Origin of the sequence: Brevibacillus composti, from assembly GCF_016406105.1 — a bacterium.
GTDB lineage: Bacteria > Bacillota > Bacilli > Brevibacillales > Brevibacillaceae > Brevibacillus > Brevibacillus composti.
The window spans coordinates 2,183,888-2,200,078 of sequence record NZ_CP066308.1; the positions used below are offsets into that span (position 1 = coordinate 2,183,888).

The following is a 16,191-nucleotide window of genomic DNA, read 5'->3' on the forward strand; positions in this document are numbered from 1 at the left end:
AGGAGCGTGAATAGCGTGCGACTGGAAAAAAACCGTTTATTCAATGAAGAGGGACAGCGCGGCACACAGCGTCTGATCGGAGGCAACACGACCAATCTGAGAGAGTGGAACCGGATCAAATACCCATGGGCGGCGAAACTATACCGGACGATGCTGAACAACTTCTGGATTCCGGAAGAAGTGCCGCTGGCCAATGACGCCAAGCAGTTTGATTCGCTTTCTCCTGCGGAACGGCGGGCATTTGACAAGACGATCTCGTTTCTCAACTTTCTGGACTCACTGCAATCAGTCAATTTGCCCAATATCTCCGACTACGTGACCGCCCCGGAGGTATGCTCGCTTTTGAACATCCAGACCTTCCAGGAGGAGATCCACGCGCAGTCGTACAGCTACGTGCTGGATTCGGTCTGCTCGCCGCAGACTCGCGACAACATCTACGACGAGTGGCGCAATGACGAGCATTTGCTGGAGCGAAACAAATTTATCGCCGACCTGTACCAACAGTTTGTAGACAATCCCAATGACGTCAACTTCGTCAAGACCGTGATTGCCAACTACCTGCTGGAGTCGCTCTATTTCTACTCGGGCTTCTCGTTCTTCTACACACTCGCACGCCAAGGGAAAATGACAGGGACGGCGACGATGATCAAGTACATCCAGCGGGACGAGCTGACACATGTGGTGCTGTTCCAGAATATGTTCCGCGAGCTGCGTGCGGAAAATCCGGATGTGTTCACCCCGGCGCTGCTGGAGGAGATTCGCGGGATGTTCCATACGGCGGCCACCCATGAGATCCGTTGGGGACAGTATGTGACCAACAACGAAATTCTCGGCATCAACAACGACATTTTGGAGCGGTATATCAAATACCTGGCAAATCAGCGCTTGAAAGGGCTGGACCTGGAGATCCTCTACCCCGATCACACCGAACATCCGATGAAGTGGGTGGACAGCTTCGCCAATCTGAACCAGACCAAGACGGACTTCTTTGAGCAAAAAGTGACCAACTATACGAAATCCAGCGGACTGAACCTGGGTGATTTGTAAAAAAAGAGTAGAACCGCGTCACCCGAAAAAGGAGAGACATGACATGACGACGAACAACACGACAACCAAACGGCCGACAGCAGCGGTGAAAATCAAACGCCTCCATCCGGACGCGGTCATCCCCCAATACGCCCGCGCTTTTGATGCGGGATTTGATCTGGTCGCGGTGGAGGATGTGCTGATCCTCCCGGGGGAGACGGCAAAAATTCCGACGGGCCTTGCATTTGCCCTGCCTGACGGCTACGAGCTGCAAGTGCGCCCGCGCTCGGGCATCAGTGCCAAATCCAAGCTGCGGATCAGCAATTCGCCCGGCACCGTAGACGCAGGCTACCGTGGAGAAGTATGCGTGCTGATGGATAATATCCGCCAAGCTGCCGGGGAGACGGGAACGATCTGCCTGGATGTAAGCGACAAGCCGGTTGAGTCGGCGCAGCCCGTGGACCGGCATGCTTATCTCATTCGCAAGGGCGATCGGATCGCCCAAGGCGTGCTGGCGATCGTCCCCATCGCCGACTTTGAAGAGGTGGATGAATTGGACGAAACGGAGCGCGGCGCAGGCGGCTTTGGCAGCAGCGGCGTGCAGTAAGAGTGGACTGAAAAAGACCCGGCAGGAGAGAACCGAGTTGTTCGCGGTTCCCCGTGCGACGGGTCTTTTTTGCGCTTTTCGAAGATTTCAGGAAGTCTACGTTTGTCTGTGCAGCTCGTTAAAGCTGCGCGGCAAGATATGCGCGAATCGCATCCCTATCCGATTCGCTCAGGGAGGTGCCGTCAGATTTGACAAAGACACAGGTGCCGTACACCCAATCGCGGTAGCCGTCCGTCGTGATAGGGAAGTTGTTCGCTTCCACGCCGCGCAGCTCCTCGTTTACCAATAGCGAGATGCCCTCCAGCCGGTCATCGGACAAAAGCTCATACTCTCCGCCGACCAGTTCGTTGATCTCGTCCGTCCCGCGTATCTCCAGAGGGTACGCCTCTTCATGCGGCCGTTTGACCAGTACCGTAATCACCATCGATCACTCCTTCTTTTCTCATCATATACGAAACCGTCCCCGGAAAGCGAGAGAGGACCTTTTACAAAATAATTTGCCTGAATCGTTGAACCGCCCTCCCTCCACAGACATACGGTAAATGGGCGGGTATTTACAGAAAAGAAGCGATTAACGGGAGGGATTAACCAGTTGATTTTAGGGAATCGATCGCCTTGGCCTGTTCGCTGGATGACGCTCATCCTGACTATGGCTCTGGTGGGGTGCTCGACGGGGGCTGCCGATCCTCCGTCGGACGGTCACACGGCCGCTAAGGTAGAACTGCTCAATGTCTCGTATGATCCGACGCGCGAATACTACAACGAAGTCAACGAGCGATTTGCGGCGGAATGGCAGAAAAAGACGGGTCAAACCGTTGCCATCAAGCAATCGCACGGCGGCTCGGGGAAACAGTCCCGCTCCGTCATCGACGGATTGGAGGCAGACGTCGTTACGCTAGCGCTCGCCTACGATATCGATGCGATTGCCGCGCGCGGGTATTTGCCGGCGGATTGGCAAAGCCGCTTGCCTGACAACAGTTCGCCTTACACCTCCACCATCGTGTTCTTGGTGCGCAAGGGGAATCCCAAACAAATTAAGGACTGGGATGATCTCATCCGGGATGACGTGGCCGTCATTACCCCGAACCCGAAGACATCGGGGGGTGCCAGGTGGAATTATCTGGCTGCCTGGGGATACGCGATCAAGAAATACGGGGGAGATGAGGCAAAAGCGCAGGATTTTATCACCAAGCTGTTTCGCAACGTACCCGTACTCGATTCCGGCGCACGCGGGGCAACGACCACCTTCGTCGAGAGGGAGATCGGAGACGTGCTGATCGCCTGGGAAAATGAAGCGTACTTGGCCATTCATCTACTCGGCAAAGACAAATTTGAGATCGTCAATCCCTCGCTCAGCATCCTGGCCGAACCGCCAGTCACGATCGTCGACAAAAATGTCGACAAGCACCAAACGCGTGAAGTCGCCACGGAATATCTGAAGTTCCTCTACACCAAGGAAGCGCAAGAGATTGCCGCCAAGCACTATTACCGGCCGCGCTCCGAAGAGGTCCGATTGGCGCATCAGCCGCCGTTTCCAGAGATAGAGCTCTTTACCATTGCAGAGCTTTTCGGGGGCTGGGACAAGGCACAGCAAGTTCATTTTTCTGATGGCGGCATCTTCGATCAGATCTATCAGCCCGCAAAGAAGTAAAAAAGTCGAGAATCTGCAAATCTTTGGGGGAGCCAGCCATGAAAAAACGAATCAGTTCCAGAGGAATTTTGCCAGGCTTCGGCCTTACCATGGGGTATACCCTCATCTACCTGAGTCTGCTCGTATTGATCCCTTTGTCCATCCTGTTCCTGAAGACGTCGAGCATGACCTGGGAGCAGTTTTGGACGACGGTGACCGATGAGCGCGTGTTGGTATCCTTTCGCGTCAGCTTTCTGACCGCGTTTTTCGCCGCCTGCGTAAATGCCGTCTTTGGCGTACTGGTCGCTTGGGTGCTGGAGCGGTACCAATTTCCCGGCAAGCGGATTCTCGATGGCATCGTCGATCTCCCGTTTGCCTTGCCTACCGCCGTCGCCGGGATTGCTCTCGCTTCGATTTACTCGCAGAATGGCTGGATCGGGCAGATTTTCGCCGCATGGGGAATCAAGATTGCCTATACGCCTGTCGGCATTTTTATCGCCCTCACCTTTATCGGGCTCCCCTTTGTCGTCCGGACAGTTCAGCCGGTCCTGCAGGATTGGGATCAGCAGGTGGAGGAGGCGGCCCGGACGCTGGGTGCGACGAGGCTTCAAACCTTTTTGCGCGTCATCGTGCCCTACCTGCTGCCGGCGATCATGACCGGATTTGCCTTGGCATTCGCGAGAGCTTTGGGTGAGTATGGCTCCGTGGTCTTCATCTCCGGGAACATGCCGCTGCAAACCGAGATCGTCCCGCTGTTGATCATGACCAAGCTGGAGCAATTCGACTATCTCGGGGCGACCGCCATCGCATCGGTGATGCTTATTGCCTCTTTTCTCATGTTGCTGCTGAACAATTTCTTGCAGTGGAAAACGAATAAATTTGACGCTGCTCGCTAAGGGGGGAAGCGTACGTGACAGACACGAGCGAACCGGGTTACATTCGCTGGCTTTTGATCGGGATCGCGCTGCTGTTCATGGGACTGTTTCTGATCGTACCCGTGATCGCCGTTTTTGCCGCAGCGTTCAGTGATGGGCTGGATCTGTTCGTCCAGGCGATAACCGAAGAAGAGACGCGCTCGGCAATCAAACTGACCCTGCTCACGGCGGCGATCAGTGTTCCGGCGAATGTGATCTTTGGTGTGGCTGCCGCATGGGCCATCGCGAAGTTTTCCTTTCGCGGAAAAAATATCCTTTTGACGTTGATTGACCTGCCTTTTGCCGTCTCCCCCGTCATTTCCGGTTTGATTTTTGTGCTGCTTTTTGGCAGTCAGGGAGTGCTCGGTCCATGGCTCGAAGCATATGATATCAAGATCATCTTCGCAGTACCGGGCATCATTCTCGCGACGACCTTTGTCACCTTTCCCTTTGTCGCCCGAGAGTTGATTCCGGTCATGGAAGCGCAAGGGAAAGATGAGGAAGAAGCCGCAATCTCGCTCGGGGCCAGCGGTTGGCAAACGTTCCTGAAAATTACGCTGCCCAATATCAAGTGGGGCCTTCTCTACGGCATTATCCTGTGCAACGCGAGAGCGATGGGAGAATTCGGCGCGGTCTCGGTCGTCTCCGGCCATATCCGGGGATTAACCAATACACTGCCGCTGCATGTAGAGATTTTGTACAACGAGTATCAGTTCGTCGCGGCATTTGCTGCGGCTACCTTGTTGGCTGTGTTGGCGCTGGTGACTCTCGTCTTGAAGAGTCTGATCGAATGGAAGACGGAGCGTCAACAGAAAGAGGAGAGAGCGGTGTCAGAAGTCATCGGGGAGGCTCGCGCATGAGTATAGAGATCAGAGGAATCAGCAAGACGTACGGCAATTTTACCGCATTGCGAAACGTCGATCTGGACATTCCCACTGGAGAGCTCGTCGCTTTGCTCGGTCCGTCCGGATCAGGCAAGACTACGCTCCTGCGGCTGATTGCCGGGCTGGAAGCAGCCGATCAAGGACAGGTGTTTTTCAATGGCGAAGACAATACGAATCGGGATGTGCGAGAGCGCGGAGTCGGATTTGTCTTCCAGCATTACGCGCTGTTCAGGCATATGAATATTTTTGAAAACATCGCATTTGGTTTAAAGGTCCGGCCGCGAAAAGTCAGGCTCAGCAAGGCGGAGATCAAGGAACGAGTCTACTCGCTGCTTCGGCTGGTTCAGCTGGATGGACTCGCGCATCGCTACCCTTCGCAGCTCTCGGGAGGGCAGAGGCAGCGAGTCGCATTGGCCAGAGCGCTGGCGGTCGAACCCAAATTCCTGCTGCTGGATGAGCCGTTTGGCGCCCTGGACGCGAAAGTGCGTCAGGAACTGCGCCGCTGGCTGCGGCGGCTGCATGAAAAGCTGGGACTGACCATCGTCTTCGTCACCCATGACCAAGAGGAGGCGCTGGAGCTGGCGGATCGCGTGGTGGTCATGAACGAAGGGCGCGTCGAGCAGGTCGGCTCTCCGCAAGAAGTCTACAATGCACCGGCCAATCCTTTTGTCTACAGTTTTCTCGGACGCGTCAACTTCTTCCGCGGGCGGATCGACGACGGCAAGGTAAAGCTGGGCGAGGCCGAATTTAAGGCGGATTGGGCGGCGCAGGCGGAAAACCTGCCCGCTGTCGGTTACGTCCGTCCACATGACATCGAAGTGAGCCGCGTCCCGCAAAACTCCCAGTCTGTCTTGTCGGAGCTGTGTTATGTATACGATCTCGGTTCGGTGGTCAGACTGGAGCTGAAGCGTAAGGATACGGGAGAAATATTGGAAGCCGAGCTTAGTCGGCGCAACTATGACGAACTGTCCCTCAGGCCTGCCGATACGCTCTACGTCACCTTGCAGCATGTGGCCTTTTATATCGATGGCCAACTGATACGGGGATAACAGAGGGCAGCCGGTCGCGTATGATGCCGACCGGCTTTTTTGCATTCCCCGCTTTTTTGCATTCCTTGCGCGATCACTCGCCGCGCTGCTTGGAGCGGGTCTCCTCTTTGCTCAGTGTGTTGGAAGCCCTGGTTTGCGAAGGGTTCTCTTTGTTTCCCATTTCATTTTTTACGCCGTTTTTCTTCGACATGTCCATCTCTCCTATGACTGATCTGTATCCGTCTTCCATAGGGTTCCCGCGCGCGGGCTGTTCTATCAAATTTTGCGAAAAGTCGCCTTATCTGATATGATTAATGATTGAATGATGAAAAAGGCAGGTATCGCGATGATAAGCACACAAAATGTTACACTGCGCTATGGCAAACGCGCATTGTTTGAAGATGTCACCATCAAATTTACTCCTGGCAATTGCTACGGTTTGATCGGTGCGAACGGCGCCGGCAAATCGACATTTTTGAAGATCCTGTCCGGTGAAATTGAGCCCACCAGCGGTCAAGTGTCGATCACGCCCGGTGAGCGAATCGCTGTGTTGAAGCAAAACCACTTCGAATTTGACGAATTTGAGGTTCTCAAAACCGTGATCATGGGCCACAAGCGTCTCTATGAGATCATGGAAGAGAAAAATGCGCTATACATGAAAGAAGATTTCTCGGAAGCGGACGGCATCCGCGCCTCCCAACTGGAAGGCGAGTTCGAAGAGCTGAACGGCTGGATGGCGGAAGCAGATGCGGCAGAGCTGCTGATCGGTCTCGGCATTCCCGTAGAGACTCACAACAAACTGATGAAAGACCTGTCCGGGAACGAAAAGGTGCGCGTCCTTCTGGCGCAAGCCCTGTTTGGCAACCCGCATGTGCTGCTCTTGGACGAGCCGACGAACCACCTGGATATCGAGTCCATCCGCTGGTTGGAGAACTTTTTGGCCGATTATGAAAACACCGTCATCGTCGTATCCCATGACCGTCACTTCCTGAACAAGGTATGTACGCACATCGCGGATATCGACTTTGGCAAAATTCAGCTGTATGTCGGCAACTACGATTTCTGGTACGAGTCCAGCCAATTGGCCCTGAAAATGGCGCGCGAACAGAACAAGAAGAAGGAAGAAAAAATCAAGGAACTGCAGGAGTTTATCGCTCGCTTCAGCGCCAACGCGTCCAAGTCCAAGCAGGCCACCTCGCGGAAAAAGCTGCTGGATAAGATTTCGCTGGAAGACATCAAGCCGTCCAGCCGCCGCTATCCGTACATCAATTTCAAGCCGGAGCGGGAAGCAGGCAAAAACCTGCTGATCATGGAGGGCTTGAGCAAGACGATCGATGGCGAGAAGCTGTTCGAAAACCTCAATTTGACGATCAACAAGGGCGACAAGGTGGCATTTGTCGGGCCAAATGAATTGGCAAAAACCACGCTTTTCCGCATCCTGATGGGTGAAGTCGAGGCGGACAGTGGGACGTTTGAATGGGGCGTCACGACTTCACGGGCGTACTTCCCGAAAGACAACTCGGAGTACTTTGACACGACGCTGTCGCTGGTGGACTGGCTCCGTCAGTACTCCAAGGAGCAGGACGAGACCTTCATCCGCAGCTATCTCGGCCGCATGCTCTTCTCCGGCGACGAGTCTTTGAAAAAGGCGAATGTGCTCTCCGGGGGCGAAAAGGTGCGCTGCATGCTGGCAAAGATGATGCTGGCGCAGGCCAATGTGCTGATCATGGATGAACCGACGAACCACTTGGATCTGGAATCGATCACGGCGCTGAACAACGGCTTGATTGAATTTGAAGGCACCTTGCTATTCGTCTCCCATGACCATCAGTTCGTTCAGACCATTGCCAACCGGATCATCGAGATCACGCCGAAGGGCGTCATCGACAAGATGATCACGTACGACGAGTACCTGGAAAGCGAAGAAATCAAGCGTCTCCGCGAAGAACATTACGCATAATCGAGCAGGAACACAGAATCCTCTGGTCTGAGCCAAAAACCAGAGGATTCTTTTTATTTGAGTCCGCCAGAAGTTCTCTACTTTTCGGGGGACAAACCGAATAGAATCTAGGTAAGGCAGTATTTGCTACATAATATAAAGGGGGCAATGGCATGAGCATGCAAACGAGGCACCTCGAAATTAATGCGGAACGGCTCAAAACGCGAATCGACACCCTCGCGCAAATCGGGAAAATCGGCGAGACGGGCGTTTGCCGGTTGGCACTGTCCAAGGAGGATCGTGCAGGAGTGGATCAGGTCAAGAGCTGGATGGAGGAAGCGGGTCTTGCGGCCAGGATCGACCAATTTGGCAATCTGATCGGGCGGCTCGAGGGGGAGAATCCGGACGCACCGGTGCTGATGATCGGCTCCCATATCGACTCCCAGCCTTACGGGGGACGATTCGACGGCGCCATCGGCGTGCTAGGCGGGTTGGAAGCGCTGCAAACCTTCCGTGAAAAAGGACTGCGCGCCAAACAGCCCATCGAGGTCGTGGCCTTTTGCGACGAGGAGGGCAGCCGGTTTCAGAAGGGTCTCTTCGGCTCGCGCGGGATATTAAATCGGCTCGAGGAGGGGGAGCTGGAGCGGACCGACAAAAACGGCGTCACCCGCAGAGAGGCTTTGCGCGAATTTGGCTGCGACCCGGATCGCCTGCACGAATCCGTCTACCCGGAGGGGGCGATCGGCGCGTTTTTGGAGCTGCATATCGAACAAGGACCGATCCTGGATCAGCTCGAGCAGCCAGTGGGCATCGTCAGCGGCATCTCCGGACCGCTGTGGTGGACCGTGGAATTTGTCGGCTTCGCGGGACATGCCGGCTCCGTGCCCATGACGATGAGGAAGGACGCGCTGGTCGGGGCGGCGCAAGTGATTACGGCGCTGCATGAGATTGCCAAAACGGATCCCGACGCCCCGACGGTCGGCACAGTCGGCCATCTGCAGGTGTTTCCCGACTCGCGCAACATCATTCCGGAGCGGGCGCGGTTCACCGTCGATCTCAGAGACATCGACCTAGAGCGGCGCGACGAGCGGGAAAAGGCGCTGCGGGCCGCTATCGAAAAGGCGGCCAGGGATAACGGACTGACCTACACGATTACCGAGGACACCAACAGCGAACCGCGTTATTGCGCGGATTGGATCAAAGGGATCATGCGAGAAGAGAGCAGCGCCCTCGGACTCAATCCTCCCGAACTGATGAGCGGTCCTTTTCACGATGCGCTGGCACTCTCCTATGTATGCGACTACGGCATGATTTTCGTTCGCTGCAAAGACGGCATCAGCCACAATCCGCAGGAGTTTTCTACGCACGACGATATCGCACTGGGGACAGAGCTGCTCTATCGCACGATCGTGAGAATGGGTGCGGACCGGTAGCGGCGGTTGCTGCCAATGCGGGTACGCGGGTTCGAGCTAGTCCAAGTCTGAGTGTGACCGATGCGTATGTAAAAATACCTGCCTTCGAGCAAGCTAGCCAGTGGCAGATACATGATCGTCTTTCCCGGTGGTGAGGGAAAGACTTTTTTGTTGGGCTCCGATACAATTTACACCAAATTGAAGCAAGACTTCGCCCCCGTTTTTTGTTATTATTTATTTTATATCTGCAAGTGCAGTAACCAGGTTCCTAGGAGGTTGCCCATGAAAATGCGCGTATCCGCCGTGCAGTACCATCTGCACACGATTCATAGCTTTGAGGAATTTGCCCATCAAGTCGAGCATTACGTCAAAACGGCAGAAGAGTACGAAACCGAGTACCTGCTGTTCCCAGAGCTGTTTACGACTCAGCTCATGTCGATTGGCGATGAAAAGGGACAGGCTCTCTCGATCGGCGATCTCCCGTCTTTTACCGACGCTTATCTCGACCTGTTCACGACGCTGGCGAAACGCCATCGGATGCATATCATCGGCGGGACGCACATCATCGAAGAAGAGGGACGGCTGTACAACACCGCCTTTCTGTTCTATCCGGACGGCCGGGTCGGCAGACAGAAGAAGGTCCATATTACGCCATGGGAAATCAAGGGCTGGAATATGGGCGCGGGCAATGAGCTGCAGATTTTTGAGACGGACAAAGGGAAAATCGCGATGATCATCTGCTATGACATCGAGTTTCCGGAGCTGGTGCGCATGGCCAAAGCTCGCGGCGCCGATGTGATTTTCTGTCCATCCTGCACGGATGACCGCCACGCCTTCCATCGGGTGCGCTATACCAGCCACGCCCGGACGATTGAAAATCAGGTATACGTCGTCCTGACCGGTACTGTAGGCTCGCTTCCGACCGTCGACTTTATGCGGGCCAATACCGCACAGGCAGCCGTCCTGACGCCCAATGACATTCCCTTCCCGCCGCGCGGGGTGCTGGTCGAAGGGGAAATGAACAACGACATGATCGTCACCGCCGATCTCGATCTTCAATTGCTATACGACGTGAGAGAAAAGGGCTCCGTCACGACCTGGCGCGACCGTCGGATCGACTTGTATCCCGACTGGAAATAATCGAGGGGGTGCAGCCATTGTATCGCAAGGAATTATTCGTGTTTCACGGAGACAAGCCTGCCAGGGCTGTGATCCGCAATTACACGCGGGAGGATTTCCCCGAGCTGATCCGCATCCAGCAGGAAAGCTTCCCGCCGCCCTTTCCATCCGAGCTGTGGTGGAACGAGGAGCAGCTGACCAACCATGTGACGCTGTTTCCCGAAGGCGCGATCTGCATCGAGGTCGAAGGGGTGCTGGCCGGCTCCATGACCGGTCTGCTGGTCGATTTCGACCCCGCCCATCCCGACCACAAGTGGGAAGAGGTCACCGATTCGGGGTATATCCGCAATCATGACCCGAACGGGAACACACTCTACGTCGTGGATATCTGCATCCGTCCAGCCTATCGCAAATGGCGCCTGGGGATAAGCATGATGCAGGCGATGTACGAGTTGGTCGTACATAAGGGGCTGGAGCGTCTGCTCGGCGGCGGCAGGATGCCGGGCTACGGCCAGTATGCGGCGGAGCTGTCAGCCGAAGCCTATCTGGAAAAGGTCGTCTCAGGCGAGCTGAAAGATCCAGTCATCAGCTTTTTGATGCGGGCGGGACGCACTCCTGTAAAAGTGGTCCAAGACTACCTGGAGGACGAAGAATCACGCAATTACGCCGCTTTGATGGAATGGAAAAACCCTTTTCGATCCCACCCTGGATCGTAAGGAAACGACATAACCAAGAGAGTTGGAGGAAGCCATGATGCAATACGTACGCATTCAAAATATTCAAGACCCGTTGTTTGTGCAGATGCACCAGCTGATGCAGGAAGTGTTTCCGCCGGAGGAAGTCCTCGACTTTGACCTGTGGAAAGAACCGCTGGAGGATCCGGGCATCCGCGTATTTGTCGCCGTTCACGAGGGAAAAGTCGTAGGTGCGACCGAATATCGCTATTATCCAGACATGAATGTAGCCATGACCGATTTCACGATTATCGGACGGGAAGGCATGGGCATCGGCCGCTTCCTCGCCCGCGAGCGGCAAAAAGATTTGCTCCGCCTGGCAGAACAAAACGGCAAGGTGCTCTACGGAATGTTTGCCGAGATCTACGATCCGTACAAAGCCCAAGACCATGCCTTCGGCGGCATCAAGCCGATGGATCCGTTTGTCCGCAGAGAAGTGCTTTCCCACCTGGGCTACAAACGCATTGATTTTCCGTACGTGCATCCGTCCTGGCAAAATGACGGAGAAGCCGTTTCCGGGCTCGACCTGTGCTTCATGCCGACCGACGAAGACCAGGATCAGCTGGAATCTTCGCTGGTCAAGACTTTCCTGACGCGCTACTACGCCGTTCTGCCGCAAAAGCCCCAGACGTGGCTGGACATGGTCGATGGATTGGCCAAACAAGACAAACTGGCGCTTTTACCCATCTAACATCTATAGCGGCATCGCGCAAAAAAGCCAGGCTGTCTCTTCTGTGATACAAGCAGAGCCGCAGTCTGGCTTTTCGAATGCACAGGGAAATACGGCAACCATGTAGCCGGCCGGTGGTACAATAGAAACACCGGCCGCTGCGCCTGTCATCCCGCGATCAGCGTGGTGCCGGGTGTCCTCTTTATACCGTTCCCGGCGAGAAGGATTCCGCGCGAACCGGCACGAAGAAGTCTGAGTAAGCTGGCACGAACATTCAATGAAGGCAGCAGGATAAAGATGAGTCTGGCGAGCGATCGGACCGGAGAAAATAGCAGTGGAGGCGATCAAGATGCTAGAGAAGGCAACGTTTGCAGGTGGGTGCTTTTGGTGCATGGTCAAACCATTTGATGAGCTGCCCGGCATCCACGGCGTTGTGTCAGGGTATACCGGCGGATTTACCGAGAATCCCACGTACGAGGAAGTCTGCACCGATCAGACAGGGCATCGGGAGGCCGTACAAATTACCTTTGACCCTGACATTTTCCCCTATGAGAAGCTGCTTCACATCTTCTGGATGAACATCGATCCGACAGATGCAGGCGGACAGTTCCACGACCGCGGCGAGCATTACAAGACCGCGATTTACTACCATAACGAACGGCAGAAGGAACTGGCGGAGAAATCAAAACAGGAGCTGGAGGCAAGCGGCCGTTTTTCCGCACCGATCGTGACGGATATTTTGCCCGCGAAGCCGTTTTATCCGGCGGAGGAAGGGCATCAGGCCTACTACAAGAAGAACCCGTTCCACTACAACCGCTACTATGCCGGTTCCGGCCGCAAACAGTTCACCGAAGAACATTGGCGCGCACAAAAAGACCCGGCAGAACTGAAGAAGAGACTGACGCCGATCCAATATGAGGTGACGCAAAACAACGGAACGGAGCGTCCCTTCACAGGCGAATACTACAACAATACGAGAGACGGCATCTATGTCGACATTGTTTCCGGCGAGCCGCTTTTCAGTTCCCGGGATCAATACGATGCGGGCTGCGGCTGGCCCAGCTTCACTAAGCCCTTGCACAAGCACCATATCAACGAGCTTTTGGATACGTCGCACGGGATGATTCGGACGGAGGTCCGCAGCAAATACGGCGACTCCCATCTCGGCCATGTGTTCCCTGATGGACCCGGACCAAACGGCTTGCGCTACTGCATCAATTCAGCCGCCTTGCGATTTATTCCCAAGGAGGAGCTGGAAGCAGAGGGGTACGGGGAGTATCTCAGTCTGTTTGAGCAGGACCAATAATTACTCGCATTCCCGTCATGTCGGGCCGATTCCGTAATAGCTGCGCTGCCTGCGGCGGGAGTGCTTTTCCAACCCGGAGAGGGATAAGCAGGAAAAGGGGGCAGGGCAAGTGAAGACGCAAATGTGGACCTCCAGCATCCTCTGCCTGGCCGTATTGCTCCATCTGCTGGTGATGAGCGGCTGGGCAGAAGCGGCGCTGACGCAGCCGTTGCAGCTCGCGACACTGACGCTCATGCTGACGGCGGTACTACTCTTGCGCAAAAAGAAGCGCAAGCGAAAAAAAGCAGCCAGGAAGCCTCCGGCCACTGTCCATAAAATGCTGGAAAAGGCTGAGGGAGGGGAGACCATCCAGTGAGAGACTATACCCTCATTCAGGCGATACTGGATGCCTCCCATGACGGCATCATCGCGGTGGATCGGGACTCGACGGTGATCTGGGTGAATAAAAACGCTCTGGAGATTCTCGGCCTCCCTCCCCATGTGGTCGGAGAAAAAATTACCCGCTACATTCCCCAATCCGACTTGCTGCGCATTCTGGCCACGGGCAAGCGGGAGATCGGGGACATCGCGACCGTCTTGAACCGCCAAATTATCATAAACCGCCTGCCGATCGTCATCGACGGGCAGACGGTGGGTGCCGTCAGTACATTCAAGGAATTTACCGATATTCAAAAAATGGAACTGCGGATTCGCAAGCAGAGCATGGAAAGCGGCCTCGAGGCCAAATACAGGCTGGAGGATATCGTCGGCCATTCCGACGTCATCCGGGAGGCAAAAGAGCTGGCGGAAACCTTTGGCCGCACAGAGGCCACCGTCCTGATTCTGGGAGAAACGGGGACGGGAAAGGAGCTGTTTGCGCAGGGCATGCACCTGTGCAGCCAGCGTGCAGCAGGTCCCTTCGTCGCCGTCAACTGTGCCGCTTTGCCGGGAAATTTGCTGGAGAGCGAACTCTTCGGTTACGAGGATGGCGCCTTTACCGGAGCGCGCAAGGGAGGAAAGCCCGGCTTGTTTGAACTGGCGCATGGCGGCACGCTCTTTTTGGATGAGATCGGCGAGATGTCTCTGCCCATCCAAGCGCTGCTGCTTCGGGTGCTGCAGGAGAAAAAGGTGAGACGGATAGGCGGAGAGCGCGTCATTCCGGTGGATGTGCGCATCATTGCGGCCACCAACCGCGATGTGGAAGAACGAATCCGGATGAGCCAATTCCGTTCGGATCTTTATTACCGGCTGAATGTTCTGACTTTGGAGCTCCCGCCGCTGAGGCAAAGACTGGAGGACATCCCCGCCCTCACCTGGGCGATCATCCGCGAAATCGCCGAGAGGGGCGACAAGACGATCGAGAGCGTGAGCGAATCCCTTTTTAAGCTGTTCACCCAGCATGATTGGCCGGGCAACGTGCGGGAGCTGCGCAATGTCGTGGAACGGATGGTGCTGCTGAGCAAAACGGCGAGGCTGGAGCGGCGGGATGCCGCCTTTTTTGAAAAGAAACTGCAGAAACGCCGCCAGACGGACGGGGCTGCTGCTGTGGCGGGGACGATTCCTGCCGCCGAGGATGAGGCGGAGATGATCCTGCGCGTTTTGCAACAGACGAGAGGGAATCGACAGGAGGCGGCGAAGCTGCTCGGCGTCGACCGGACGACGCTATGGCGGAAGCTGAAAAAATACGGGCATGGCTCGACATGATGATGTTGCAAATGCAACAACAAATGCAACGGTGTGCAACACCAGTGCGCTCGTGAAAAAAGAGCAAAGCCCGCAAATAACTGAATATTGAAAACATATCATTTGGCACAGCTTTTGCAATAAGCATAGAGTAGAAAACTTATTGCAAAGGAGTCGCTTGGATGAAATATTTCTCGGCTGCGGTTATACCCGGGGACGGCATTGGCCCGGAGGTGATGGAGGTCGGGATGTCGCTGCTCCAGGCCATCGGAGACATTCATGGCGGTCTGTCGTTTGAGGCGGAGTCGTTTCCGTGGAACTGCCGTTATTATCTGCAGCACGGGCGGATGATGCCAGAGGATGGACTGGAGCGGCTGCGGCCGTTTGACGTGATTCTGCTCGGGGCCATCGGCGCGCCGGGCGTGCCCGACCACATCTCCGTCTGGGAGCTGATCCTCCCGATCAGAAGAAGCTTTCAGCAGTACGTCAACCTGCGCCCGATCAAGCTCCTGCGGGGCCTGGAGAGCCCGCTGCGCGGCAAAGGGCATGAGCATCTGGATTTCGTCGTGGTCCGGGAAAATACAGAGGGTGAATACTCCAATATGGGTGGAAGGCTTCACGTCGGCACCCCTTATGAGATGGCGATGCAAAACAATGTTTTCACCCGATACGGCACCGAGCGGATTATCCGCTATGCCTTTGAATTGGCCCAAGCTACAGGCAAAACGAGGCTGACCGCCGCCACCAAATCAAATGGCATCAACCACTCCATGCCATTTTGGGATGAGATCGTCAAAGAAATCAGCCTCCATTATCCGAATATTCAAACCAGTCTAATCCACATCGACGCGCTTGCCGCTTTTTTTGTCAGCAGGCCCGAAGCGTTTGATGTGGTCGTCGCAAGCAACCTGTTCGGCGATATCTTAACCGATCTCGGTGCGGCGGTGGTGGGGGGGCTCGGTCTGGCTCCGTCGGGCAACATCAATCCGGAGAAAACGTATCCCTCCATGTTCGAGCCGATTCACGGCTCTGCTCCCGACATCGCGGGACGGGGCATCGCCAATCCGATCGCCACCATCTGGAGCATCAGCATGATGCTGGATCACCTGGGGGAGAGAGAACTGGGCAGGCTGGTGCTGGACTGTATTGAGGAGGTACTGGTAGAGGGAAAAGTACGTACGCCTGATATCGGCGGCAAGGCGACGACACAGGAAATGGGGAAAGCCATCTTGGCGCAGCTCTATCGAAGAGGAGGATGAC

General features: G+C 55.4%; 16 protein-coding genes. 15 read left to right on the forward strand and 1 reads right to left on the reverse strand.

What is annotated here, in order from left to right; all coding sequences use genetic code 11:
- Positions 1-15 precede the first annotated feature (15 nt).
- Together JD108_RS11260 and dut are read left to right on the forward strand one after the other, a co-directional pair.
- Complete coding sequence (locus tag JD108_RS11260) at positions 16-1,047, forward strand: ribonucleotide-diphosphate reductase subunit beta (RefSeq protein ID WP_198829892.1); 1,032 nt, start codon at positions 16-18, stop codon at positions 1,045-1,047.
- A 43-nt stretch (positions 1,048-1,090) separates the two neighbouring features.
- Positions 1,091-1,633, forward strand: coding sequence for a dUTP diphosphatase (dut, locus tag JD108_RS11265; protein WP_198829893.1), 543 nt, complete (start codon positions 1,091-1,093; stop codon positions 1,631-1,633).
- A 118-nt stretch (positions 1,634-1,751) separates the two neighbouring features.
- Here the strand turns inward: dut and JD108_RS11270 are convergent, their stop codons facing one another.
- Positions 1,752-2,057: a DUF3846 domain-containing protein gene (locus JD108_RS11270; protein WP_228728386.1), complete on the reverse strand. Its 306-nt coding sequence runs from the start codon at positions 2,055-2,057 to the stop codon at positions 1,752-1,754.
- A 207-nt stretch (positions 2,058-2,264) separates the two neighbouring features.
- Here JD108_RS11270 and JD108_RS11275 point away from each other — a divergent pair, with 207 nt between their 5' ends.
- From JD108_RS11275 to JD108_RS11335, 13 genes are all read left to right on the forward strand, one after another.
- Positions 2,265-3,284 (forward strand): sulfate ABC transporter substrate-binding protein, encoded by a 1,020-nt coding sequence (locus tag JD108_RS11275; RefSeq protein WP_407649434.1) that lies wholly within the window; start codon positions 2,265-2,267, stop codon positions 3,282-3,284.
- Between the two features lie 38 nt (positions 3,285-3,322).
- On the forward strand, positions 3,323-4,159 hold the full coding sequence (gene cysT, locus JD108_RS11280) for a sulfate ABC transporter permease subunit CysT (RefSeq protein ID WP_198829894.1): 837 nt from the start codon (positions 3,323-3,325) through the stop codon (positions 4,157-4,159).
- Between the two features lie 14 nt (positions 4,160-4,173).
- The gene (gene cysW / locus JD108_RS11285; protein WP_198829895.1) at positions 4,174-5,037 is read left to right on the forward strand and encodes a sulfate ABC transporter permease subunit CysW; all 864 of its coding nucleotides are present in this window, start codon (positions 4,174-4,176) and stop codon (positions 5,035-5,037) included.
- Complete coding sequence (locus JD108_RS11290; protein ID WP_198829896.1) at positions 5,034-6,110, forward strand: sulfate/molybdate ABC transporter ATP-binding protein; 1,077 nt, start codon at positions 5,034-5,036, stop codon at positions 6,108-6,110. Before cysW ends, JD108_RS11290 begins: the two co-directional genes overlap by 4 nt.
- Before the next feature lie 325 nt (positions 6,111-6,435).
- On the forward strand, positions 6,436-8,049 hold the full coding sequence (locus tag JD108_RS11295; RefSeq protein ID WP_198829897.1) for an ABC-F family ATP-binding cassette domain-containing protein: 1,614 nt from the start codon (positions 6,436-6,438) through the stop codon (positions 8,047-8,049).
- A gap of 152 nt (positions 8,050-8,201) precedes the next feature.
- Positions 8,202-9,461 (forward strand): M20 family metallo-hydrolase, encoded by a 1,260-nt coding sequence (locus tag JD108_RS11300; RefSeq protein WP_198829898.1) that lies wholly within the window; start codon positions 8,202-8,204, stop codon positions 9,459-9,461.
- Positions 9,462-9,722: 261 nt separating this feature from the next.
- Positions 9,723-10,580 carry a carbon-nitrogen hydrolase family protein gene (locus JD108_RS11305; protein ID WP_198829899.1) on the forward strand — a complete coding sequence of 286 codons (858 nt, stop codon included), beginning with the start codon at positions 9,723-9,725 and terminating at the stop codon, positions 10,578-10,580.
- Positions 10,581-10,597: 17 nt separating this feature from the next.
- A complete protein-coding gene (locus tag JD108_RS11310) occupies positions 10,598-11,275 on the forward strand; it encodes a GNAT family N-acetyltransferase (RefSeq protein WP_198829900.1) in 678 nt (225 codons plus the stop codon).
- 37 nt (positions 11,276-11,312) lie between these two features.
- On the forward strand, positions 11,313-11,984 hold the full coding sequence (locus tag JD108_RS11315) for a GNAT family N-acetyltransferase (RefSeq protein WP_198830078.1): 672 nt from the start codon (positions 11,313-11,315) through the stop codon (positions 11,982-11,984).
- A 328-nt stretch (positions 11,985-12,312) separates the two neighbouring features.
- Positions 12,313-13,269 (forward strand): peptide-methionine (S)-S-oxide reductase MsrA, encoded by a 957-nt coding sequence (msrA, locus tag JD108_RS11320; RefSeq protein WP_198829901.1) that lies wholly within the window; start codon positions 12,313-12,315, stop codon positions 13,267-13,269.
- A 109-nt stretch (positions 13,270-13,378) separates the two neighbouring features.
- Positions 13,379-13,624 (forward strand): hypothetical protein, encoded by a 246-nt coding sequence (locus JD108_RS11325; RefSeq protein WP_228728387.1) that lies wholly within the window; start codon positions 13,379-13,381, stop codon positions 13,622-13,624.
- Positions 13,621-14,952 (forward strand): sigma-54 interaction domain-containing protein, encoded by a 1,332-nt coding sequence (locus JD108_RS11330; protein WP_198829902.1) that lies wholly within the window; start codon positions 13,621-13,623, stop codon positions 14,950-14,952. The genes JD108_RS11325 and JD108_RS11330 overlap by 4 nt, the downstream gene beginning before the upstream one ends.
- A 161-nt stretch (positions 14,953-15,113) precedes the next feature.
- Positions 15,114-16,190, forward strand: coding sequence for a tartrate dehydrogenase (locus JD108_RS11335; RefSeq protein ID WP_198829903.1), 1,077 nt, complete (start codon positions 15,114-15,116; stop codon positions 16,188-16,190).
- Position 16,191: the final 1 nt, after the last annotated feature.